Origin of the sequence: Mycoplasmopsis citelli (genome assembly GCF_900660645.1) — a bacterium.
Classification (GTDB): domain Bacteria; phylum Bacillota_I; class Bacilli_A; order Mycoplasmatales; family Metamycoplasmataceae; genus Mycoplasmopsis; species Mycoplasmopsis citelli.
In genome coordinates, this window is the sequence record NZ_LR215036.1 from 286008 (window position 1) to 311973 (window position 25966).

4 protein-coding genes are annotated in these 25966 nt (G+C 25.2%); all 4 read right to left on the reverse strand.

Translation table 4 applies throughout. The features are described from left to right. Positions 1 to 9: 9 nt before the first annotated feature. The 4 genes from EXC58_RS00915 to EXC58_RS00930 all read right to left on the reverse strand — a co-directional run bounded on the left by EXC58_RS00915 (position 10) and on the right by EXC58_RS00930 (position 25673). Complete coding sequence (locus EXC58_RS00915; protein WP_129725193.1) at positions 10 to 8475, reverse strand: hypothetical protein; 8466 nt, start codon at positions 8473 to 8475, stop codon at positions 10 to 12. A 373-nt stretch (positions 8476 to 8848) separates the two neighbouring features. Next, positions 8849 to 12865, reverse strand: a complete 4017-nt coding sequence (locus EXC58_RS00920; RefSeq protein ID WP_129725194.1) for a hypothetical protein — start codon at positions 12863 to 12865, stop codon at positions 8849 to 8851. Continuing rightward, the gene (locus EXC58_RS00925) at positions 12835 to 17250 is read right to left on the reverse strand and encodes a rhoptry family protein (protein WP_129725195.1); all 4416 of its coding nucleotides are present in this window, start codon (positions 17248 to 17250) and stop codon (positions 12835 to 12837) included. The genes EXC58_RS00920 and EXC58_RS00925 overlap by 31 nt, the downstream gene beginning before the upstream one ends. Before the next feature lie 20 nt (positions 17251 to 17270). Beyond that, a complete protein-coding gene (locus EXC58_RS00930) occupies positions 17271 to 25673 on the reverse strand; it encodes a hypothetical protein (protein ID WP_129725196.1) in 8403 nt (2800 codons plus the stop codon). Between the last annotated feature and the right edge of the window lie 293 nt (positions 25674 to 25966).

Genomic DNA, 25966 nt, shown 5'->3' on the forward strand with positions numbered 1-25966 from the left:
TCCTCCTAATTAGTGTAATTTAAATTTAATATCAAATTTTCCATTTGAACCAATTGCTTGATAAAAATCAGCATCTCCAACTCCGCCTTTACCAGAGATATCATCTACTGATTCAACATATCGATCAGCACTTCATAAACTTGAACCATTTTGACCATTTTGGGCAGTTCGACTTAAATCTTTAAAAGTTAATCCTTCTAAATCTCTAATTCTAATTTTGCTCATTACATACTCAAAAAATCTTTCATTTTGGAAGGTTGGTGAAGTGTTTCTTTTTCCTTCTCTAGTTCTTCTAAAGAAGAATACTCGTCTTAATACATCAGCACTTCCAAGTGAGATATTTTGCGGAGCTGACGTAGGATTTTTATCAAATCTATTTAAAATTTGTCATGAAATAACCATTAATGAAGTTCCATCGTTTGTATTATTTTTAAAGACCGGAATTCCAATAACTATTGGTAAAAACAACAAATTTTTGCCCGAGTCTTTATTAGCATCATATTGATATTGATAAGTATCTGCTCAATGATATTGATTTTGGTGAAATGTCCCGATAAGACCTTGAGAATAACTTGTTTGATTTTGATATTGAATTCCAGTATCTGAAGCAAAATTTGGATTTAAAGTTTTTCAGAAAATTTGTCTTCCAACTTGTTGATATCCTTTGTATAAACCAGTTAATTGTACTTTTACTCTAAAATCTGGAGAAGAATTAGTAGTTCCTGATAAAGGGGCGTTAATATCTTCAGTGATATCCTCGGTATAAAAATATGTATTATCTGAAATTGATTTTAATAATGAGTATTTATTAAATGAACTTAATAATCTTGAAGGGGCTTGCAAGTTATTTCATCCAGCTTCTTCGGCAGTAAAAAGAGTTTCATTTAAATGATCAACATCTTGAATGTTTTCTTTATGAATAATAAATTCATCTAAAGTTTTAAAGGAAATTCCAACATTTTCAAATTTAATCCCAAAGTTATTTACCGTTCCAAAAGCACTAGCATTATTATTTAATGAAGTTGGTTTGTTAAATCTGAAATATAAATTCACAAATCCACGTTTTATAGATGGATCAGCAGTTAAACGAGATACTACATATTGAGCATTAGCTACAGTTGATTTATAAACAAAAACTTCAATATTATCTGTATTAAATAAAGTTCCATTTCCTTTTAAAATGTTAAATTTGTCAAATAAATTTCCAATTGAATTTGCAAGATTACTATTAAATTGTGAATTAAGTTTTTTGGCTTTAAAAGTTGTTCCATCAATATTTAAATTCTCTTCAGGTATATTTACATTATTAAGTTCATTGGCAAAATTTTCAAGTGAAGTAGAATCTTTAGCACTAATATTTTCATAATTTAAAATACCTTGAGAACTTTTGCTTAATCAATCAAAAAATAATGTGTAATTATTTTGATCATTCATTCAATCAAAAAGTTGTAATGCAGTTCCAAATCCTCTAGTTAAAGTACTATAAATGTCAAAATCACTAGCTGATTTTTGTAAGTTATTAAGTGCTTGCTCAGTTTCTAATGAAGGATTGGCAATTTTTTCATATTCGCTTTTAACAGCACTAAATTTATCATTTTGACCGCTTATAGCAAGTTGAGAAGTATCAGCAATGTATTTTAAGATGTTATTAACGCTTGCTCTTCCATCAAACCCTGTGACACCTTCAATAAATTTATGCAAAACATTTTGCAAAGTATTAACGTCATTTTGAGTATTTCCAAAAACTAAATTATCTAAATTAGCTTTTGCTTTTGCAAGAGCAACAACTATGTCTTTATACTTATTAAAGTAATTAGTTCTTGCAGTTGTAATATTAGCATTATTAGAACTTGCAAAAGAAGTATTTGAATCATCAGCTTCAGTTCGAATATCACTTTGAGCATTAGTTGCTAATGATCCAATATCAGTTAAGTATGCATTAATTTTACTTGTTAAATCATTATTTTCTAAATTAGCAGTTTTTAAAGCAAAACGAACATTGTGATTATTGGAACTATCTTGCAATTCTTCTTTAATACGATCAAGATTACTTATTGCAAGTAAAATTGAAGGAATTGATTTAATTGAAATTAAATTTTGATAATAACTGGCAAGTTCGGTTGCGACATTTTCAAGAGTTTCAATAACATCATTACTTTGGTTTGTTATTCAACTTTTAATATCACTTTGAGATTGTGATGCTCTTTGAGCGTAATTTTGAGCATTAGTATGTAAAGTATCAACTGCATTAGGGTTAGCTGCGTTATTAAAATTGTTTAAATCATTTTGAGTTATTCCAGTGACTTCTAAAATAAATTCTTTAGTTGCTCCATTAGTATTTTGAGCATTTAAAAAATCATAAAATTGGTTAAATTTCTCTTTAAATGAGTTATAGCGATTAGCTTCTCATTGAAATAATGCTACTCTTTGATCTAAATATTTATCTTTTGCACTCGCTAATTGTGTATTGAAGTTTTCAAGTTTTGCTGCAGTAGAAATATCAATACTTTTAATTGGATCAATTGCTATAGTTTCATAATCTTGTAACTTAGGAGTGTTATTTGGGTTTGGGAAATGGTTATTTAAAAATTTATCTAAATCTAAATGAAGCATGTATGTAGATTTTGCTTTTTCTCGTTCAGCTCGTAAAATATTATCTAATATTCCATTGTTTGAATTATAAAGTTCTGAAGCAAGTTGCAATTTTTGGGTTTCATTGTGAGTTGAATTCTCTAATGCAACATTAGCTTCAGTAATTTTAGTCTCTAGTTGAGTATATAAATCTTTAATATTTTGTGGTTCATAATCGGCATTGGTTGCTAAATGAGTTTTATATGTATTTAAATACTCATTTGCTTTAAAAATATTTTGTTGAAGTAATTTTGAATTGCTAAAAGCAATAGCATAAGAACTATTTGATGAACCAGTAAGATATTTTTCAGCTAAATTGTCATAATTATCTTTGGTTTCTAATGTTGGATCATTATCTAATTCAGTAAAAGGTGAATTAATAATATTGCTTAGCGGAGTTTTTGCTTGGGCAGTTAAATAATCATTACTTCCAGGGGTGGTATTAAAATCGTTTAATTGATTTTGAAGCTTCGCTACTTCTAAAGCTAAGTTTAAACGTGCAATATATGTGTCTATAAGTAATGCATTTTGATCTAAAAGATTTCCATCTTTTTGGGTAAAATAATATCCCTCACCAGTGGTTATAGCATTTTGGAGTTTAGTTTTAGAAGCAGTTAATTTGTCATTATTTTGAATTGCTTGAGACTGGCTTGTTAGTTGGGTTATTTTTTCATTTGCATCAGCTACTAAATTAGCAATGTTTTTGTATTTTTCAAAAAAGACATCAAATTCAATAACATTTTGAAGGGCATTTTCAATAGTTGCTTTATTGTTAGCGTTTTGAATTGTAGTTGCTTGAGCATGGAAAAAATCATCAGCTTTAGCTTTTAAAGTATTATATTTGACTTGAATATTTGAAGTATTTGGATCTTTAAGTTGATCTACTTCTTTAGTTTTAATTCCTTGATCATTAGCATTATCTTTGTAAAGAGTATCTAAAGCATTTTTACGGGCTATGTATAAATTATGAGCATTTTCAAATTCACTATTTAAATTTGGAATAAGTGTATTTTCAATATCAGTAGCACTTTTATTATTATCAGGAATGCTTTTTAAAATTGCATCAGCAAGTAATTTTGCATCTTGATCAAATCCATAATTAGCTGTTGAAGTATTTTTATAAGCAAAATTATTGTAAGCACTATCTCCAAGCACTTGTGCTTGAGTATTGAGTTTATCTTTTTGTAAAGTAATTAATTTGGCAAGTGAATTAATTGTATTTTCTACACTAAAGATTTGAGCTTGAGTAACTGGAGTTACATCTAACATAGTCATTAGATGATCATAATATCCTTGCATTTTGGTTAATCCATCTTGTGGAGTTCCTTGATTTCCAGTACCTTCAGCATAGTGCATTGGAATTTTGGCTTTTTCACTTTGAATTAAATTCGATACTTGAACAAACTTATTAAATAAAGCGATTTTTGTTTCTAAATCTTGTTCCTTAGCAATTAAATTATTAGAATCAAGACTTAAATAATCACCTTGATAAGCAGTATATACTGCTGATATTGAATTAAGAATTGATTGTTTTCCTGCTGAATTTGCTGATGTATTATTGTTATTATTAACTAAATTTTGTGCTTCACTAGTTTTAATTGCAAGATTTTTAAGACTTTCTTCTTTGAATTGAATTTGACTAAAATCATTATCAATAGCAATTAGCTCATTTTTTTGTTGAACTGCATTAACACGATTTAAAAATTCGTTCAATTTTGCATCAATTTGAGTTTTTAAATTTGTATCAATGTGATTATTGTTGTTATTTAATGCATCTAACTTAGCATCGATTGCATTTTTATAAGTGTTAATTTTTTGAATTTCACTTGCTTTGGCATCTTCAATAGAAACATTATCAAAATACACATCTCTAAGTTCATTTCTAAAAGTAATAATACTTTCAGGAGTGTTGCTATACAAAGTGTTTACATCAGCATTGACATAATTATTTGATTGGTTTAATTTAGCAAATAAAGTGTTATTTGGACGTTGAGCATTTAAAACTACAAAGTTTTTTTGATTTGGGTCGCTTTTTGAATTGTTATCAAAATAATCAAAAATAACTTTAAGTTGCGAAATTACCGAATTTAAAGCAGAAATCTTTTGGTAATCAAGTTTAATTTTTGTTAAATCATTAATATTAGAATAATTATTAACTGTGTTTTTAAGAGCATTATTTCATGTTAAAATTGCCCTTTTTCAAGGATTACTATAAGTTGTATTGATATTATTTGAATAATTATCAAAAAGATTGAGTTTATCGTTTAACTCAGCAGAAACATTAACAAATCCATCTTTAGTATAAGCAAGTGGAAGTTCATCAAGTTTAGCTAAAAGCTGCTCAGTAGTTGTGGTTTTTTTACCATTATTATCAATTGCATCTTTTAAAGTGTCAAATTGACTAAGAACTTCATTGGTATGAGTAATATTAGCAATTCCATCGGCATTTTTGCGTTGATCATATTGATTTTTTAATTGCTCCTTAAGAGCAAGAGCATCATCTCATTGTTTTTGAATTGCGTCTCGGATTGTAATTTCTTTTTTAGTATAAAAATCAATTTCATCACGTAAGGATGCAAGATTGACATTTGTTGAATAAAATTGTGCTAATTGAGTTTTATAATCAGCTACTTGAGTATCGAAACTTCTAATTGCATCATCAAAAATAACATGATTACGTTGAGTTTGCCCATAAACTGCTTCAAGGGTTTTGATATTGTTTTCAGCTTCAATACGAGTTTGTGTTTTTGAAACTTCAGCAGTTAAAATTCGAATTTTAAAATCAATAACACTAATACTATCATTAAAATGAATCAGTGAATTTGTTGGTTGATTGGATGTACCATTGCTTGGAATGTTATTAATTGATTTCACTAATTTTTCATAAGCAATTGGATTGATGCTTTGAGTTACATTTTGTAATTTATCAGCACTACTTTTAAGTGCTTTGGCTAATTTTAAATAGTTTTTAATGTTATTTTCAAGATCATCTACTTGAGCTTGGGTTTTATTTTGATTATTAATTAAAGTTTGAGTTTGAGTATTAATGGTTTCAAGAGAATTATTAATATCTACATATGGTGTTAGATTTGCGTTTGCTCCAGTAATTTTATTATTAAGAATTTCTTGATTGGTTTTTTGCAATAAAGCTACTGAAATATCCAAAGATAACCTTTGACTTTGGTTTTCGAGATCGTTTACTTTATTTGAAATTTCATTTTTATCAAAATCAGGATTAAATAAAGTTTCAATGTATGCATCGATTTGTTCTGTTAATGATTTTGCACTGTCAAATTGACTTTGAGGTTTAAATGTTGCGTAATCTTTATTTTCAGTATCACTAATTAAAGTTTTTAAACTGTTATTTTTAACCTCTAAATCTTTAGCCGAAAGCAATGCGTCCATTAATTGAGCAATTTTGTTATTAATTTGTTCTCTTTGTTCATTTGTTAAATTCGAAGAAGCAAGCTGTTGTTGATATTCAGAAAGTTTGTTTAAAATTTTCTTTTGCATTGGCGTTGGAGCGCCTCCAAGCGAATAAGGAGCAAAAATATCATTAATAGTTTTGAAATTATCATTAAGTCCTGTACCACTTTGATACTGTGCTTGTTTATCCTTATAATCTTTTGTTGCTTGATTAATTTGGTCTATAAGTTCTTTAACATTATTACTATTTGCTGCATCATTTAGTGCTTCAACAACATTATTTTGAAGTTGTTTAATTTTTAAAGCTTCTTTTTCCAAAAATGCTGTTTCAGCACTTTTTCCTTGTGATGATGCAAGCGCTTTATCTGCTAGCAATACAGATTCTTCAAGCTCTTTAAAAGCATCTCCATTTTTTAATAAATGCTCTAGTTTTTGCTGAAGTTCTTTAAATTTATCATCTTTTTCTTTAGAAGATAAATTAGGATTTGAAGCAGTAATTTCTGCTTGTTTTTTTAGTTCTTTGGCAATATCAAATAATTTTGCTCCAAAAGGTGAATCGATATTTCCTTGAGCATCTTTTCCAAAAATATTAAATAATCGATCTTTAGTATCACTATATTTATCTAAAGTTTTTTGTAATTCTTCACTGATGTTAGCTTTTTGAAGTTCTTCACGATATTGAGCAATTAAAAGTTGCATTTCATCACGAATTGCAGTTGAATTTTCCGGAATAAGCTTAATAGCTTTAGAATTTAAAAAAGTTAGTTTATCTTTAATTTTTTGATCTACTTTAATTTCAGTATCTAAGATTGAAGTTGAACGTTTATATCAGTTTTGAAGTTCTAAACGATTAATTTCTCTAAGTTGGTTGCTTTGGGTTTGTAAAGATTCATTAAGTTGCTTTAATGAAGCATTACCACTTAAAAGCGAATCAATTTCAGAAGACATTAGTGCTAAAAGAGTTTTATTAACACCTAAACCTTTTTCTAAAGATACTAAAATCTGATCATTTAGCTTTTTAAGTGCGTTTTTAAAGACATTTCCTAATAAAACATTATCGTATATATTGTTATTTAAAGTGTTAAGTCTTTGTAAATATTCGCTAATATTGTCAAAATTCGATTCTACAATAACATCCAATTGATCTAAAAAACTTTTAGCATCATCTGAGCTAAGACTTTTTTGTGATAAATGTTCGCTAATTTGATCTTTAATAGAACTACTTAGATTTTGAATGTTTTTAATGGTACTAGTTAAGTTATTTGCTTGAGATATGCTATTTAAAAGATTGCTTTGAGTGTCTTGTGGATTTTCTTGGATTCTTTGAATTTGTTTTGAGACTAATTTTTGAAACTTCGAATCTTTAACGGTGTTTATTAAATTATTTAATTCTTCAGATAGAATTTGAATTAATTTATTATTTTCAGGTGTTTGTGAAATTAAAGTTTTAAGTTGGTTATTAACTAAATCATTTAAATAAGTGATTTCTTCAGCTTTGGTAATAGCTAAAGTTGGAGTAGGATTTAATGCAGTATTTTTATAATCATCAATTCGTTGCAAAAATGTATTTTTTAAATTATTATTAACATTTAAAACATTAATTTCCTTTCTTACACGAATAATATTTTCTAAAAAATTATTTAGAAATTGATTTTCTTCAGTTTTGTTTTTTGAAAGTTTATCAATCATTTGATCATAAACTTTTTCATATTCTACTAATAAATCACGTGAATATTGTGGTTTTGCCAATAAAGATAAAATTTGGTCAATAGTTGAAAGTATAACGCTTTTTTCTTGAGTGCTAAAAAGAGTCTTGCTATTTTTAACAAGCTGTTCATGATTGGTTCAAATTTTAGTCTCGAGACCAAGTGAAAATTCATTTTGTCGCTCAATTAGTGGATCAACAACTTTATAAAAATTCTTTAGTGCTTCTTGCTTATTTTGTGAAGAAGAAGAAGAAAGTGTACTAAGAACTTTGTCCTTAGCACTTTTAATAATATTTTGAAAATCATCATCTTTTACTAATGAATAATAATCATTAATAAGATTTTTTTCTTCTTCGGGGTCTTTAGCAACATTAAGCAGTGCCTTAGGCGTAGAGTGCCTTAGTTTATTTCTTTGCTGAAGCATTAATCCAATACTTGAATCTTCATTTGAAAGTAATTGATTAGCAAAATCAACTTCCACAGAAAGTTTTTTGATTTGATCATTTTGTAACTGTTCTTGTGAAAGTTTCTTTAATGCATCTTGGATTTTAATAACTTGTTTTTGAAGTTCCAAAAACTGATATGTTTGCTCACGTGGAACTGAATAAGAATTATGTAACGATAACAACACTCCTACAGACACAAGTGCTGCAGCAGCGGTTACACCACTACCAATCCCTAATGCAGAGATTGCTTTTTTTGGATTTTTCATAATACCCCTCAAAATTATCTATATATTTAAATTAAGCATTTTAAATAAATGCTTAAAAATAAAAAACAATATTATTAATTAAATAATACTAAATTTATTCATTTTAAGCACAAATTAACCATAAATGATATAAAAAAGTAATATTTTTAAGAAATTAATTGAAAACATTTTCATATATTTTAAAGTTACGCATCATTATTTATATTATGATTTTTGCTAATCTTTTTTAAATAAAGGTATTTTAAAAACCATAAAAATTTTAAACAATGATAAGTAATAATTTTACTATTAAATTATAATGAGCTATTTTATCCACATTTTTAGAGCGAATAAAAAAATACAGGAAATTAAATTTTCCTGTATTTGAAAATTATTATCTAATTTTAAATCAGAATTTATTTATCGAAGCAGCATATAGAGGTTGTTTTGCTGATTCTTTAAATAAATGAGTTCCAGAATTGCCTTTGAAATCTTCTGAAACAACTGGTTTTAGTTCAGCTGTTTCTGGTTTTCATCCGTCCTTTCTTCAAACTGTTTGTTGTCCTCCGTTTATTGGTCAAATCGGAAATGTATTAATTGCATTACTTGCACTACCTGGCAGTTTATATCCATTATACGTAAAAACATTAGTAAAAATATTGCTATTAATACTTGAAGCGATTGAAAATAGTTTAGATAATTCTAAAGGTTCTGGATTATAATGAGTATTTTTTGTATATTTTTCAGACAATTGATTTAAAAAATCTAATTCATCAGTTTTAAAATTATTTTCATTGTCTTTTGACAATGCTTTTATTTTGTTTGCCATTTGATTTTTGTTAGGTATATAAACAGAATTTTCTAATCAAGAATTGTAAAAATAAACTTTTCTTTTTTGAGGTTCATAATCAATATTAAATTGATATAAATTAGCATTTAATGCTGTTGGATTTAAATCATTTGTAATCTCATAAGGTTTTTTGTTTTGTGAATTTCCATAACTGTAGTATTTATCACCAGCAATTCTACTATCATATGCTTGAGGCTTGAAATTTCCTGCTTCACTTCCAGAAGGTGGTGTCCCTATTATATATCCACCGGATAATTGTAAAAATGCAAATCCTTTTTCTTCGTCAATTCTAAAAATTCTTAAATATTCTGCATTTTTCGGTGACATAAGTGAAATATTAAATGTGATAGAAATTGAATCTTGATTTTGGAAATCAAATTCAAAGTTATTAAATTTGCTTCTATTTTCTCCATTTAAATATGCACTAAGACGACCGTTAATATAATTCATATTTTCAGTATTTGTTTTTACATTATTTAAAAATTTTACATTCGCAGTTTGGATTCCATTTTTTATTTCTGAATTTGATTCATCAAAATTAAAAATGGCTTTTTTCATTTTGCTATAAACTTTATTAATAACTTGATTTTTTAGTTGTTCACCGTTACTTCCATTTGATTGAGGGATGTTTCACCCTAATTCATCAACATCAGCAACCTCATATTTCGCTTTATATCCTGATTCGCCTTTTTCGTTAACAAAAATACTTGAATTTCCATCAGGAATTCGAATTGTATCTAATGTTTTAAAAGTCATTACAATATCTCTTTCAATTTGAATCTTATCGATATTTTGATTTTTCGATTCATATGAGTATACAACTTTAGCTTTAAGAGATTGACGATCAACTTCTTCTTGTATTGAATCTACGTTTTCAAACCAACCATTTTCATTATATTTTTTAATATACACCTTAAAATTAACTGAAGAAAACATAGATTTTGGTTCATCGGTATCAACAACATCTTTTTTAGTAAAAGCAAATTCTTTAAACATATTTAAAAATTCAATATTATTAGTTATTTCAAATAAATTATTATCTAACTTTGTGAATTCTTCAAATTTAGTACTAAACTTTTTACGGGTAATTTCATCCTTAGCAATAACAACTTTGTATTTTTTATCAAATTTTTGGTCAATATAATTGACAATCGGAGAAAGTGGGTTTTCTTTTTTAGGATCTTCATCAAGTTGTTTAAATAATAATTCTTTATTTTCTTCTTGCTTAATTCAGTCTTTATACGATGTTAATTGAGTTAAAAAATTAAATAGATAATTATCGAAATTACTACTTTTGTTTAAATTTGAAAAATCAATACTATTATCTGCATTTAATTTATCAATTTGTGTTAAAAATACTTGTTTGTAGTTTTCAAATTCCCTTTTAAGTTCATCAGTGTAACTCGAAGAAGTTGAATATCTAACATTTTGATAAAGATCTGCAAAAATTTCTTCAAGAGGGTTTTTATTAAGGGCATCAGTCATTGTTTCTTTGATATTTTCGATAAATTTGAGAAAATCTTTATTCAAAGAATTAATTAAAAGAGCGAAGTTAGCAATCGAGTAAGAATCTTGTTTATTTTCGATTGATGGATATAATCGTTCAAGTCTTTTAACTTGATCTTTAAATTTATTAAATTGAATTTCTAATTTTTCAACTTCGTTATATTGATAAAAATTAATTGTTTTTCCAGTAAGACTATTACTTAGTTCATCAAATTTTTTTACAAATTTAACATAAAATCCTGGTTGACTCCCTGATGATGAAGAACTTTGAGAAGAATTAATTTTTTCTTTGAAAGCTTCTTTAACTTTTTTTAAAAATTCGTCAATAATTTTATCTTTATCTTGTTCAATTACTGAAATAAGCAAATTAATTTTAGTAATGTAGTTTTTAGTGCTGTTAAAATCAATGTCTAAAGCATTATCAATTAAATTTTTAAACCTTAAAATTGGGACATATTTTTGATAATTTATATTTGCACCTGATCTAACTTCTACTTTTGTGGGAGCAAAGTTGTTAAAATAATCTAAAATCGTAGTTTTAATAGTTTGAACTTTATTTTTAGCTTTTTCGTATAAGTTAAAAATTTGATCTTCAAAAGCTTTTTTAGCATTTTTTAAAGAAAGATTGATTTCTGAATACGAAAGTGAATCCTTATTAGTAATAGAATCTTTAAGATTTTTGATTCCATTTGAAATAAAATTATTTACATATCCATTATTATTTTTAGAAGAATTAAAAATATTAGCATTTTTATCAATATAACTTTTAACTTGATTATTATCATTATATTGCTCTAAAAGCTGGTCTTTTTTAGCTTGGACTAAATCACTAATATTTCTATTAATTGTGCGTAAAAGTTTAACTTTACTTTCTTCGTCATTACTTGAATTAGTTAGTAATTTATCAACATCATTTTCTGAATTTAAAATTTTTTCAAGCTCTAAAAATTTGCTTTTGACTTTTAAACTGTCCAAAGAATCATCTTTTAAAGATATATAATTTTGAGCTTCCTTATATGCTTTTCTTAGCTTAATAGCATTTTCTAAAACATAAGAAATTAATGAATTCTTAGCAATATTATTTAATTTAGAATCAACATTTTTAACATCATCAAAATATTGATTAAATAAGGTTTGATAATCTTGATTTTCTTTGCTAAAATCATCTCAAAAATTATCAAGTTTATTTTTAATAAGCACTTTATCAGATTCTTCTAAAATTGTATCTTTATTATAAAGATTTCGAGTTTTTTGTCATTCAGATAATAACTTTAATTTGTAATATTTTTGCTGAATTTCCTTGGTAATATTTTCAATTGATTCTTCTCCACTTAAATTCATTTTTTCGGTGTTTTGATAATACTCTTTAGCTTTTTTGATTGATGCTTTTGCTTCATTTAATGCATTAATTATTTTCTCATCTTCACTAAAAATTGTTTTTTCCAAGCTACTTAAATCATGCTCTTTTTGAGATAAATCTTTTAAGGATTCAAGTTTATTTTTAATAATATCCACTTGATTTCTATATTTATTAAGATCGTCATTTTGGCCTGATGAATTATTGTTTTGAGTAATTAAATTTTTTAGCAAAGTATTTAATGTTTCTTTAAGTTCACCTTGGTTTAAAAAATCAGAATTCTCTTTTAAAAGATCTTTAATTAAGCGATTAGTTTTTGCTCGATATAAATGTTTTGTTTCAATCTCTGATTTTGCTTTTAAAATTGCTTCTGAAACTCTTTGGGCTTCTTTTTGATAATCTTCAACAGAAAGAGAATTTAAGTTATATAAAGAATTTTGAGAATTATTTGCACTAGGAATATTGCTTGTTAATATATTTTTCAAAGAATCTATATCAGCCTTGCTTGCACTGGAAGTTGTCGATGAATAGTCTTTAATTAGATCCAAAATCAAATTATTTGAATCAACAACATTTTTAAATGCATTCATTTTTTTTGATAATTCATCAAGTTTTTCATTATTTAAATCTTTTTTTGCTTCTTCTGAAAATAAATTTAAATAATTATTTAAATTTGTTGATAAATTATCATTATTCAAAATTCTAAATTAAATGTATTTAAACTAGTAATCTTGTTAATTTCTTCTAGTTTATTACTCAAAGATTCTGCTTTTTGTAATTTTTGAGTTGATTCATTAATTTTATTTAATAAATCTTTGTAATTATTAGCTTTATCTAAATTTTTAAAATAATTACTTTGAGTTTGAGAAATTAAATCATTAAGATTTTTCTTATATTCACTAATTAAAGGCGAATTAGTGTTTTTTAATGAATTAATTTTATCATTTGCTATTCCAACAGCTTTAGCAACTTCTGAAATTGGAACAACCAAATCATTAAGTTTTTTAACTTTTTCTCGAACGCTAGCAAAAGAAGTATCGTTACTATTTTCTAATTCTTTTTTTAAAGAATTAACATAATCATTTAATTGAATTTTTACTTGAGTATCAAAGCTTGATCCCAATTTTTCTTCAAAGCGTTGAATAATTCCTGCAGGACCAGAAGAATTATTATCTAAAACTTTGTTTAAATTAGAACGTTTTAATTCAATTGTAGCATTTGAATTGTATGATGATTCTAAAATTTCTTTTTTATCTGAAGGATTTGAATAATCACTTTCTGAAGATAACTGATTTTTTTCTAAAACATCTTTTAAAGCTTGGATTTTTGTCGCATTTTGTGCTTTTTCAGAACTATCTTTTTCTAGTTCATTAATATATTCAACAACATTTTTCTGGGTATTAAATAATTCAAAAAATGTATCAGCATTATTTGCAAGATTTTTAACTTCATCTAAAGAAAGGTTAGAATTTTCAATTTTATCTTTTAAATGCCCTTCAAATTTTTGTTTTTGTTCTTTGATTTTTACATATAATGGATTGCTATTTGAACTAAAAGTATTTTCGAAAGTTTCGATATCTTTAAGTTTGTTTAAAACTAAATCTTTATAAAAAGCAATTTGAGCTTTTTCTTGATAAGACTGAAGATTTTCTTTATTATCATCAGTTTTTTTGGCATTATAAGTTTCTTTTAATTTTTGATAGTAATTACCAAAATTATAATTAGAATGAAGATTTTTAAGTTTTGATATATCTGAATCTAGTGATGAAAATTGCTCGTCACTTTTTGTTATAGCTTCATTATATGAGTGTAAAATTTCTTCTTTTTTGCGCTTAAGAAGCTCAAACTCAACATCAATTTTAGCTTTTTCCTCTTGAAGTTGTTCTTCAGTTAGGTTTTTGTTGTTTAAAATTGAATTACTTTTTTGCGCAATCGAAGTAATTTCTCCACTAATTTTTTCAAAAATCTTTTTATCTTTGTCTTTTAAAAGATCATTAATTTTTGAATATGAATTTAAAAACTCTTTTTTAGTTTCAATACTTTCTTGAGCTGTTTTTAAATTTTGAATTTTAGCTTCGATTTCCTCTTCACTATCAGTAGATTCAAGTTTATTCTCATTTAATAAATTAGCAATATATTCAGAAATTAAAGACTTTGAATTTTTATCAGAACTTTGATATTTATTAAGTAATTCATTTGAAAGATTTGCTAATTGATTTATTTTTTCTAGTTTATTAGCAATTTTAGTTGTTTCTTCTAAAGTAAGATTTTTTGAATTTTCTAAAGCATAATCATTAATTTTTTTAATAGCTTCTGAGTAGCTAGGGTTGTGATTAGTGCTTTTTTGGTTATTGTAATTTTGGATTGAAAAATTAATTTTTTGAATTTTATCTTGTTCGTATGCAAGTAAAATTTCATTTTCTAAACCATTTAAACTGTTTTTAATTTGGTTAAATTGTTCAGGATCAGGAATATTTGTTGAATCACTTAATTGAGCAATTAAATCATCAAACTTTTGAATTTGTTCTAACGCATCTTGAATTTTCTTTTGAGTTTTTACATCACTATATTGAGCACTAGATTTTTCTCCAATAATTTCAAGAAGTTTTTCCTTTACATTTTCAGCTTCAAATAAATCATTTGAAAGATCAATTAATTTATTTGTAATTTTACTTGATTCGTTATTAGAAAAGTTATTTGAATCACTAAGTAATTGATTATAAAGTTCATTTAAAGCTTTTGCCCCTGGAGTTGAAGGATTATCTCCATAATTTTGATAAAGTTTATCCTTTAATTCTTCAATTTTTTCATTTAATAATCTCGAAGTATCTGCATCCTTAAGTTCTTTAAATGACAAATTAAGTTGTTCAATAAATCCTTGAACTTGCTCATTTGTTGCATAAACATTTTTAAACAACTCCAAAATTTCTATTTGAAATGCTTGAATATTATCAGTATAAGGTTTTAAAATAACAGAATTATCACTTTGCATTACAGTATTTACAAATGCTTGCACTTGTTTTTGTAAAAGTGAAAGATCTCTGAATTTATTTGCTGTATTAATTAAATTTTGTAATTTATTTGTAAGTTCTTCAACTTTTTGAGCAGTTAAAGGGTTTCCATCACCGGTGTTAATCTTGCTCCGAAGATCTTTAAGTTGCTCTTTAACTTCATTATAAAGATTGATTCTACTTTGTTCACCACCACTTGGAACATAATTTTCTTCATCACTTGAAAAAACTGCTTTTAAATAATCATCAGCTGAATCACTTCAATTTTCAGCCACAGTTTGATTATAAGCACTTTCTAAATTTTGTAATTTAAAATGGTTGTTTTTAATTTTTTCCACAATTTCTGAAGTTGAAACAGTAGCAAAATCTTTTAATATCTCAGTTAGATTTTGGTCAATTTTTTCAAATTTAGCAATTAGCTCATCATTAACATTAGTTTTATGTTTTTTGAGCATTTTAATTTTGTTTTCAATTAAATAATTTAGATTTTTTAGGTGATCTTTCAAAATCATTCTCAATGATTCGTTAAACTTATCTTTAATTGAACTTAGATAAGATGAACTCACCTCATTTAAGTAAGTTTTTATCACTTGATTTTTAAGTTCAGATAATTGATTTTGAACTTGATTGTTAGTAAATTTTAAAGCTTTTATATCGTTAATTTGTGCTTCAACTAACATTAATTCATTGTTTAAATATCCAAGAGTATGTAATTCTTGATTAACTAAATTATAAAAATCAAAAAGTTCTTTTGCTTGTTCTTTAGGTCAAAGATTCTTACTAATAATGCTTGTAATTTGAGATTTTAGCATTATTGCTTTTTTGCTTATAATAATTTTGTTTTGTAATGCTAAATCAATTTCTGAATTTGCTTGATTAATTATTTGATTTGAAAATTTTAATGCATAAAATTCACTAAATACACTAGCTTTTCTAGAAATAAGTTCATGTTTATCATTAATTTCAAGTGCCTTAACAATTAAATTGTTAATTCAATTTTTGTTATTTTTTAATAAAGGGTTTAATTCTTCAAGATAAACATTTAAATTGCTTAAAACACTTTTAATTTCTTCAAGTGTTCTTTTTTCATCTGAAATTTGGTGATAAAAAGTTACTACAGTATTTCGAATTTGATTAATATCATTTTCATTTAAAGCTAAATTTAAATTCATTTTTGCTCACTCAACAAAACTTTCAATATTTTGTTTTTGCAATTGAGTGTAAGCACTATTTTCAATATGAGGTTCAATTAAATTTAAATACTCATCAATTTCGTTAATTTCTTTTTGAATCTTTGAAAGCATTTGGTCAAGCTTTAAAATTTCTTCACTAGTACGTTGTGAAGCGATTTGAACTTCATTTAAATGAATATCGTTACTAATAATTCTTAAATAAAGTGGTTTCAAAGACTTAGCAAGATCTTTTTTAAGACCCTCATAAGGAACTTTCTCAAGTTTACTTGAAGCTCCTTCTAAAATTTCAATAAATGGATTTAAGATTTTGTTTTGCGAAACAACATACTCACTAATTTGTGAAGCTAAAGTTTTAAGATGTTGCTGTTTTTGTTCGTAATTTGTAGTTTTTAATATTTCTAAAAACTTGTTTCTAGCATCTTCTTTTAAATGTTTATGTTGCTTTTGTAAATCAATTTCACGAATTCGATTAAGTTGATTTTTTAAAACTTCATTTCAAAAAATTTCATTTTTTTGATCTTTAATATTAATTTTGTCAATATTTTCAATGTAAAAATTTAAGATTTTTTCTAAAGTTGTGTCAGCAATGCTTAATTTTTCTTTCAAATTTTTGTTTTTGCTTTTTCAACCCTCCTTGGCTTGTTGAAAATCATCGTTAAATTTAGTTTTTTCTTGTTCTGAAACATCAATATATGGACTATAAATTTTAAATAAATTCTCTGCTTGAAGCAAGTTTCCATAAACAGTTGTATTCTCAACTGTTTCTTTACTGTGAAGCGAAAATAATGTTGCTCCAACTCCAATTGCTGAAAAACCAGCTAAAGTCGAAGAAATAATAAATGAATTTTTTAGTATTCTTTTGTTATTAATTTTTATCATAAAAAATTATCCTTATTTAATTAATGTAATTTAAATTTAATGTCAAATTTTCCATTTTGTCCAATTGCTTGATAAAAATCAGCATCTCCAACTCCACCTTTACCAGAGTTAGTTTCGTCTTTTTCGATGTATTGATCTTTTCCTCATAATCCTGAATTGTTTAAATCTTCAAAACTCAATCCAACTAAGTCCCTAATTCGAATTTTTTTCATTACATAATCATAAAATCCAGAAAGACTTGCCCCAGTTACAGTGTCTTTAGATTTTCCCGCTTCTGTTCTTTTGAAAAAATAAACATATCTAAGATTGTCAGTGCTTCCAAGAGATATATTTTGTGAATCTGAAGTTCTACTTTTATCAAATCTGTTTAGTATTTGCCAAGAAATTATCATTATTGCATCTTCTTTTGTATTATTATTAAACACAGGTATTCCAATAACTATCGGAAGGAATAATAAGTTTTTGTTTTCGTCTTTACTTGAATCATATTTATACATTCATTTTGAAGATCAACTATGTGTATTTTCATTTTGCCACGAAATAGTACCATTATAATACTCATTTGTATTTTGATATTTAACAGACTTATCAGTAGCAAAATTAGGATTTAAGGTTTTTCAAAAAATTAAATTTTCTCTTGTTGTATACTGTTTATAACTTCCGTCTAGCTTTACTTTAATTCTAAAATCAGATGAGGAATTTGTTTTGCCAGAAGCTGGAGCATCTATATCCTGAGTTATATCTTCTGTAAAATAATATTTATTTTCTAAAAGAGCTTTAAGAGATGAATATTTGCTAAAAGCCCCAAATAAATTAACTGGTGCTTGGAGATTATTTCATCCAGCCTCTTGATCTGTAAATATAGGTTGCATTAGAGCATTAGTATCTTTAATATTTTCCTTATCAATGACAAATTGATCTAATGTTTTAAATGAAATTGCGATATTTTCAAATTTAATTCCAAAATCTTTAACATTTCAAAAAGCACTATTTTCTTCGGTTATTGAAGATGGTTTTTTAAATTTAAAGTAAAGATTAATAAAACCTTTTTTGATTGATGGATCACTTGTTAAAACAGAACGGACATATTTGGCATTTGAATCTCCTGAAGATTTATAAATAAAAACTTCTAAATTATCAGTGTTAAAAATTGAATCATTTCCTTTTAAAATAGTGAATTTATCAAACAGTTTACTTAAGTTAGAGTTTTGATTATTTTTAAATTGATCGTTAAGTTTTATCGCTTTGTAGTTTTTAGAATCAATAGTAAGCGTTTCTTCATTAGATGAATTTAAATTTTCAATAGCTGAAGTAAATTTTTCAACTGTAGTATTAATGCTTGGAACAATATCTTCATAATTTGCTTTTCCATTATTAATTTGATTTAAATATTCAAAAAATAATTGAGTATTACTATTTTTATTCATTCAATCATTTAATTGATTTACTTTTTCAAAAGCTTTAGTTAAAATTTTATAAATTTCAAAATCGCTTGATTTTTCTTTAGAAAGGTTTAATAGTAATTTTTCAAATTCTTCTGCAGTTTCGACAACTTTTTTATATTCATTTTTAACAGAATTTAGGTTATCTTTGTAATCTAAATTTTCAGCATTTTTAGGAGATTTAATTAAATAATTCAAAATTCCATAAATATTGTTTCTTCCGATGTAATTAGTAGAATCGTAAATAAATTGATGGAGAACTTTTTGAAAGGTTTTTGTATTATTTTTTGAATTACTGAAAACCAAATCATTTAGTTTTTGCTTTTCTTTAGCTAAACAAATAACTACTTTCTTATATTTCTCGAAGTATTCATCTCTTTTTGAAGAAATGTCACTTGTATTTGATTCTTTAAATGAAATATTACTTTCATCAACTTCATTTTTAAGCTCGTTAGAATTTAATACATCATTTAGTTGTTCATTAAATGCTTTAATTTTAGTATCTAATTCTGTATTATTATTTTTGATTTTCTTTAATATTGAAGCGATATTATCATTTGATTTAGAGTTATCACTAAATTGATCTTTTAAAAGTTGATAATTATTAATGTTTAACAAAATATGTGAAATAGATTTAATTGAAATTAATTTTTGATAATAATTAGAAAATTCATTTGCTACTTCTGAAAGTGTTTTAATTACATCAATATTTGAAGTAGTTTTTAATCAATTTTTAATTTCTTCATCTGTTTTGTTTAATTTTTGAATATATTCATTAGCTTGAATATGCAAAATATTATTATCTTTTAAACTAATTGCATTATCAAAACCTTTTAAATCACTTTCATTAATTCCGCTAACTTTTAATATATCCTTTTTAGCAATTCCATCAGTAGTATCTGAAGTGAAAAAGTCATAATACTTTTTGAATTTTTCTTTATAAAAGTTATAACGATTGGCTTCTCATTTAAATACAGCTAGATTTTGCTGAATAAACTTTTCTTGCGCTTTAACTAAAGTTTCATTTAACTTTGTTAGATTTTCGGGGGTAAAAGCATCTAATTTTTTAAGTTCTTCAACTGAATTTTGTGCATATTCATTTATTCTTGGAGAAACAGAAGAATTTTGATAATTAGAAATCATATATTTATCAAGAGCCAAATTTTTAGCATATTCTTGCTGAACTTTGTTCATTTGAGCTTTAACAATTAAATCTAATGCTCCATTAGAGGAATTATAAATTGCTGAAGATATTGAAACTTTTTTATCTTCATCTCGAAGTTGAGATTTTAGTTGATTTTGTCCTTCGGTAATTTGTTTTTCTAAATTTTCATAAAGCTTTTTAATTTCTTCAGATTCATAATTTGGATTGTTTTTAAGTTTTTCTTTATAAGAATTTAAATACTCTTGAGCTTTATGAATATTTGATTGCAGAACTTTTGAATTTTCTAAAGCTACATAATATGAAGTTTTAGTTGATCCATTAACGTAATTTTGTAGCAACTGATCATAATTTTCGATTGTTTCTTTGGCTGATTTGTCTTTTAATTTTTTAAATGGTTCATTCAAAATTTCTTCAAGAGCTTTTTTAGCTTCAGTGCTTAAATATGATTCTTGACCTTCATTTGTGTTAAATTTATTTAATTTTTCAAGTTCTTGAGCAATAGCTAAAGCTAAAGATAAACGCTTTGTATAAGTTTTTAAATTTAAAATATTATCATCTAATTTAGTTTCATTAGTTTCAGAATAAAATGTTAAAGTTCCTCGAGGAAGTTCCTCTTTTAAGAGATTCATTGATTCAGTAACATTTTGGTTATTTTTAACAGATTCATCTAAAGAATTAACTTTTGTAATTTCTTCGTTTGCTTGATTAATTAATGATGCAATAATTTTGTATTTTTCAAAGTATCTATTAATTTGAGAAATTTTTTCAATAACTTCATTTATTGTTTTAGAATTATCAGCTTCTTTAATGGCTTCTGCTTGTTTGTGGAAAAATTCATCTGATTTGTCTTTTAGATCTTTATATTGTGAATCAATCTCTGTTTTTGATTCTGAATATAATTGTTCTAGATGTTTGGTTTTGTAACTTTTTATTTTGTTATTTGGATTTTTATCATAAATAAGATCTAAAGCATTTTTGCGGTTTGTAAAAAGTTCATAAGCATTGTTAAATTCTTCAACAAGTTTTGGATATACTTGAGTATTTATCTCAACAAAACTTTTACTTTTATCAGGAATATTTTTTAAGATAACATCAGCAAGTGATTTTGCGTCTTTTTCAAAACCATAATCAACTTTTGCTGATTTTTTATACTCAAAATCTTTATAATCCTTTAAATCACTAACTCTGCTAATTGATCATAACTTTTCTTCTAAAAGATTAATTAAAGAAACCATTGACTCTAAAGAACTATTTATATTAGAAATAGTTTGTTCATTAATATCATTAGAATTTAGTTTTTCAGTTAACAAATCAAAATAACCTTCTAATTTTGTTTTAGCTTGTTCAGGAGTTCCGTGTGTTCCAGTTCCTTGAACAAAATCGCTTGGAATTAAGGCTTTCTTTTGAGTTATTAAATTAGAAATTTGATTAACTTTTTCAAACAAATCCATTTTTTGATCAAATAATTTTTGTTTATTTACAATTTCGTCATTACTTAATTCTAAAAAGTTATCTTTAATTGAGTTATAAATAGTAGTTATTGAATTTGATACTGAAGTATTTTGTTTTTGAGAATTATTATCTTTACTTGGAGATGATAACTTATTAGCTTCTTGAACTTTGATAACTAAGTTTTTTAAACTATCTACCTTAGTTTGAATATTTTGAAGATTTTGTTGGGTTTTTAATAAATTATTTTTATCTTTAGAACCTTCTGCTTCTTTTTTGAGATTGTCTAATTTAGTAGTAATTTTATTTTTTAAATCATTATCAACATCTTTGAATTTTTCTTCAATAACTTTTTTGTATTCATCAATTTGTTTTACTTGTTCTTTTTTAGCATCTTCTAATGGAGCATTATTGATATATTCTTGTTTTAATAATGTACTTTGAGCAAGTATTGAAGAAACATCTTTTTGATAAATTTGTTCATCAGTCAAATTGTCTAAAGAGTTTAAAATGCTTTTAAATGAATTTAATTTACCTTGTTCCCTGAGAACTTGATAATTTTTCTTTCCGGTTTTTTCAGAAGAATCTGAATTTAAATAAGTTAAAACACTTTTTACTTCATTTGCATATGAATTAATTGCAGAAATTTTATAGACATCATTTCTAATTTGATCAATATCATTAACATTTTCAAATGAGAGGATTTTCTTTTTAATTGCATCAACTTGCTTTTGTAAATTATTTTTAATTTTTGTAGTGTCAATTTCTTTTTCTAATTCAGAACTATATCCAATAATTTCATTAATTTTCTGAACTGCTTCATCAACATTTTTAACAAATAAATCTTTTTCATATGCAAGATTAACTTTTTCTAGCTGATTAAGCAGATCTTTAATTTGAATAACTTTTTGACCACTAGAATCAGTTTGATTGGTTAATTTATCAAATTCGTCAAATATTTTATTTACATTTTCTAAATTAGAAATTTGAGCTTTTTTCTTAAGATCTTCGAATTTATTTTTAAGCTTAGTTTTTTGTTCTTTGATGCTATCTAATTTTTTAGAAAGTTCTTGTTGATGCTTTTGTTGTTTTTGAGTATAAAATTCAATTTCCTCCTTAAGTTCATTTAGAGCATATTTTGAAGCATCTAAATCTTTTAATTTACTTTCATAATCTTGAATTTTTTCTTTATAAGAATTATTTTGACCATCAGAAATTGTTTGTTTTTGATTTTCAGCTTCATATGCTTGCTTAAGTTTATTGATATTTTTCTCTGCTTCAATACGTATATCAACTTTATCTAAAGCGTCATTTAAAGATCTAATTTTTGAATTAATAACTTCAGCTGAATCACCATATTTAATTAGTGACTTATTTTTAATTAAATCTAGAAGAATTTCATAAGTTTTTGGACTGTCAGTTTTGTTAATACTTGAAAGCTTATTTCCTACATTTTTTAATGATGAAGCTAAACTCTTGTATTTTAAAATTTCTTTTTGTAACTCTTCTATTTGGTGTTTATTTTTGTGCGGATTAGCTAATAGTTTTTGAGTTTGGGTGTTAATTTGCTCTATTGACTGATTAATTTCTTTAAAAGGAGATTGATTTTCTAAGTTTTTATCAGTAATTTTATTATCTAAAATTTCTTTAGTAGTTTTTTGTAAATGGGCACTTGAAATTGCTACTTCAAAACTTTTAGCTTCATTTTTTGTATCTGCAACTTTTGCTTTAAGTTGCTCTTTAGTAACTTCACCTTTTAAAACTTTATCTAAATATTGATCAATTTCGCTACTAATTTTCTTAGCTTTATCAAATTGTTCTTGCGGTTTAAAGGTTCCAAGATTTTGATTTTGTTCTTCTTTGGATAAATCTTTGAGTTTATTGTTTGTAGCTTCTAGTTGTTTTGATAAATCAACTATTTGCATTAAATTATTAATTTTTTCAGCAATTTCTTTTCTTTGCTCAGGACTTAAACTAACATCCGAAAGCTCTTTTCTATATTCTTCGAGTTTATCCAAAATTTTTCTTTGAGTTTCGGTAGGTTCTCCATTTACTGAATATGGAGCAAAAATTTGATTAATTTCTTTTATTTTATCTTCAATTCCTTGCCCTGATTGATATTGTGCTTGGTTTTGAACGTAATTTTCATTTGCGTCCTTAATTTGTGTAATTAAATCATCAACATTGTTAATTGTTGAGTTATTTTCTAGTGCATTTAAGACATTATTTTGGATTTGAGATAACTTTAAAGATTGTTCTTTTAAATATTCTTTTTCACTTTTGCTAAAGTTAGAAGATTTTAAAATTTTTTCACTTTCTAAATACACACGCTCAAGTTCTTTAAATTTTGGGGTATTGTTAGCAATATTATAAAGCTGATTTGTAATAACTGAGATTTTTTCTTGTTTTTCTTCAGGATTTAAATTTGGATTTTTAAAAATCATTTGAACTTTAGTTTTATATTCTGAAACATCAGCAAATAACTTTTGTCCAAATTCTGAAGTAATTTTCCCGTTTTGATCAACAAAATTACTAAAAACGGTATTTTTAACTCTAGCTTGTAATAATAAAATGCTTTGGAAATAACGATCTAAATTGCTTTGATCAAATTCTTTTTTATACTGAGCAATTAAAAACTGCATTTCATCTCGAGTGGGATTAGAATTTGGTTTTAATAATTCTGAAGCTTTATTATTTAAATATAAAAGATTATCTTTCGTTTGTTCAGAGATGTTATTATTTTGATCCTCAGTAAATGATAAAGAAAGGTCAAATCAATTCTTGAGTTCTAAGCGATTAATTTCTCGAATTTGAATACTTATAATACGTAAATTCTCATTTAAAATGCTAATTGATGATCCATTTTTTAATAAATTACTTATCTGAAGAGAAATTCACGAAAGAAGTTGCTTATCAACCTCAAATCCTTTATCAAAAGCTAAAAGTGCTTGTTCATTAAGTTTTTCAAGAGCGTTTTTAAACATTAAAACTACTAGTGCATTATCACTAATTTCTTCTAAAAGTATACGAAGATTGCTTAAATACTCGTTTACATTGCTATATTTTGCACTTAAAATATCGCTTAATTTTTGTTCAAAAAGCTTTGTTTCTTCATCATTAAAAGTTTTATCATTAAGATAATTTTGAATTTTAGAGTTAATTAAATCAATTAAACTTTGAATTGTTTTTACTGACGCTTGCAAATTAGAAGCTTGAGCAAGAGCATTTAAAACATCACCTTCATTTGATTTACTAATGTTTAAAATATATTGAATTTCTTTATTTATTAAAGCTTGAATTTGGTCATTTAAATTGAGATTTTTTAAATTTTCTAATTGAGCTGGTATTAATGATGCAATTTCCTTAAATCCTCATTTTTTAGTTGTTAAAATATTTAATTCATTATTAATAGCATCATTTAAATGCAAAATTTCTTGGTCTTTATCAAGAGCTAAAGTTGCGCTTTTACTTAAAGCTATTGCTTTATAGTTATTAATTCTTTTTAAAAAGTTATCTTTCATTGATTTGTCAATTTCTAACAATGAAATTTCATTCTTAACACGAACTAGATTCTCCAAAAATTTATTTAAATTCTTATTTTGTTGTTCTTTTTGTGAACTTAATTGAGTAATAATTTCATCATAAACTTTTTCATACTCAAGTAAAGTATCTTTAGAATAATGCTCTTTTGAAAGCAAAGATAAAATTTGGTCAATAACTAAAAGTAAAGCACTTTTTTGCTCATTATTTGCTAAAGCAGAAATATTTTTAGTATGTTCAACATAATTGGTTCAAATTTTAGTTTCTAAAGCAAAAGATAAATTATGTTGCTCTTCAATTAAAGGATCAATTGATTTATAAAATTCTGATAATGCTTTATCTTTATTTTCAAGAAATAAAATAGAATTAATAATTTTGTCTTTGCTTTGAGTAACTTGTTCTTGATAATCAACTTCTTTAACAAGTGAAGCATATTCATTAATTAAATTTTTAAGTGTTTCTTGATCTTCGACTTTACTAAGAAGTGCTTTTAAAGTACAACATTTAAGCTTATTTCTTTGTTCAAGCATCATTGCAATACTTGAATCTTCAATGTTTAAAAGTTGTTTTGCATAATTTAATTCTTCAAAAAGAGTTTTTACTTCCAAATTGCTTTGTGAATCTTCTTGAGAAATTGAATAATTTTGTAGAACATCTTGGGTTTTTAGAACTTGATTTTCTAATTCTAAAAAATGATATGTTTGCTTATAGGGAGGTTTATAGCTACTGTGTAGTGATAGCATTAAACCAGCTGATAAAAGTGTGCCAAAACCAGCACTACCAGCAACAATTACTAATGTAGTGATTGCTTTTTTTAAATTTTTCATATTTTATCTCCAAAAGTTTTTGTTTTGTATATTAAAAATTTTTAAAAACAATTTTATTTAATCTACATAAAACTTTCTCTAAATAAATACTTAAATTTGCCATAGAAATTTTAATGGATTTTTAATTTTTAAAAATAAAAAAGAAAAAATTTTTTAGGCGATATTTGTGGGGATTTATTCAAAAAATGCTCAAAAATTTAAGCTTTTTTGATGTTTTTAATTTTTTTATCCTTTACAAAAGTAAAATAAAAAACCAAAAAAACTTTTTGGTTTGCCAATGTTTTTTGGTTTTT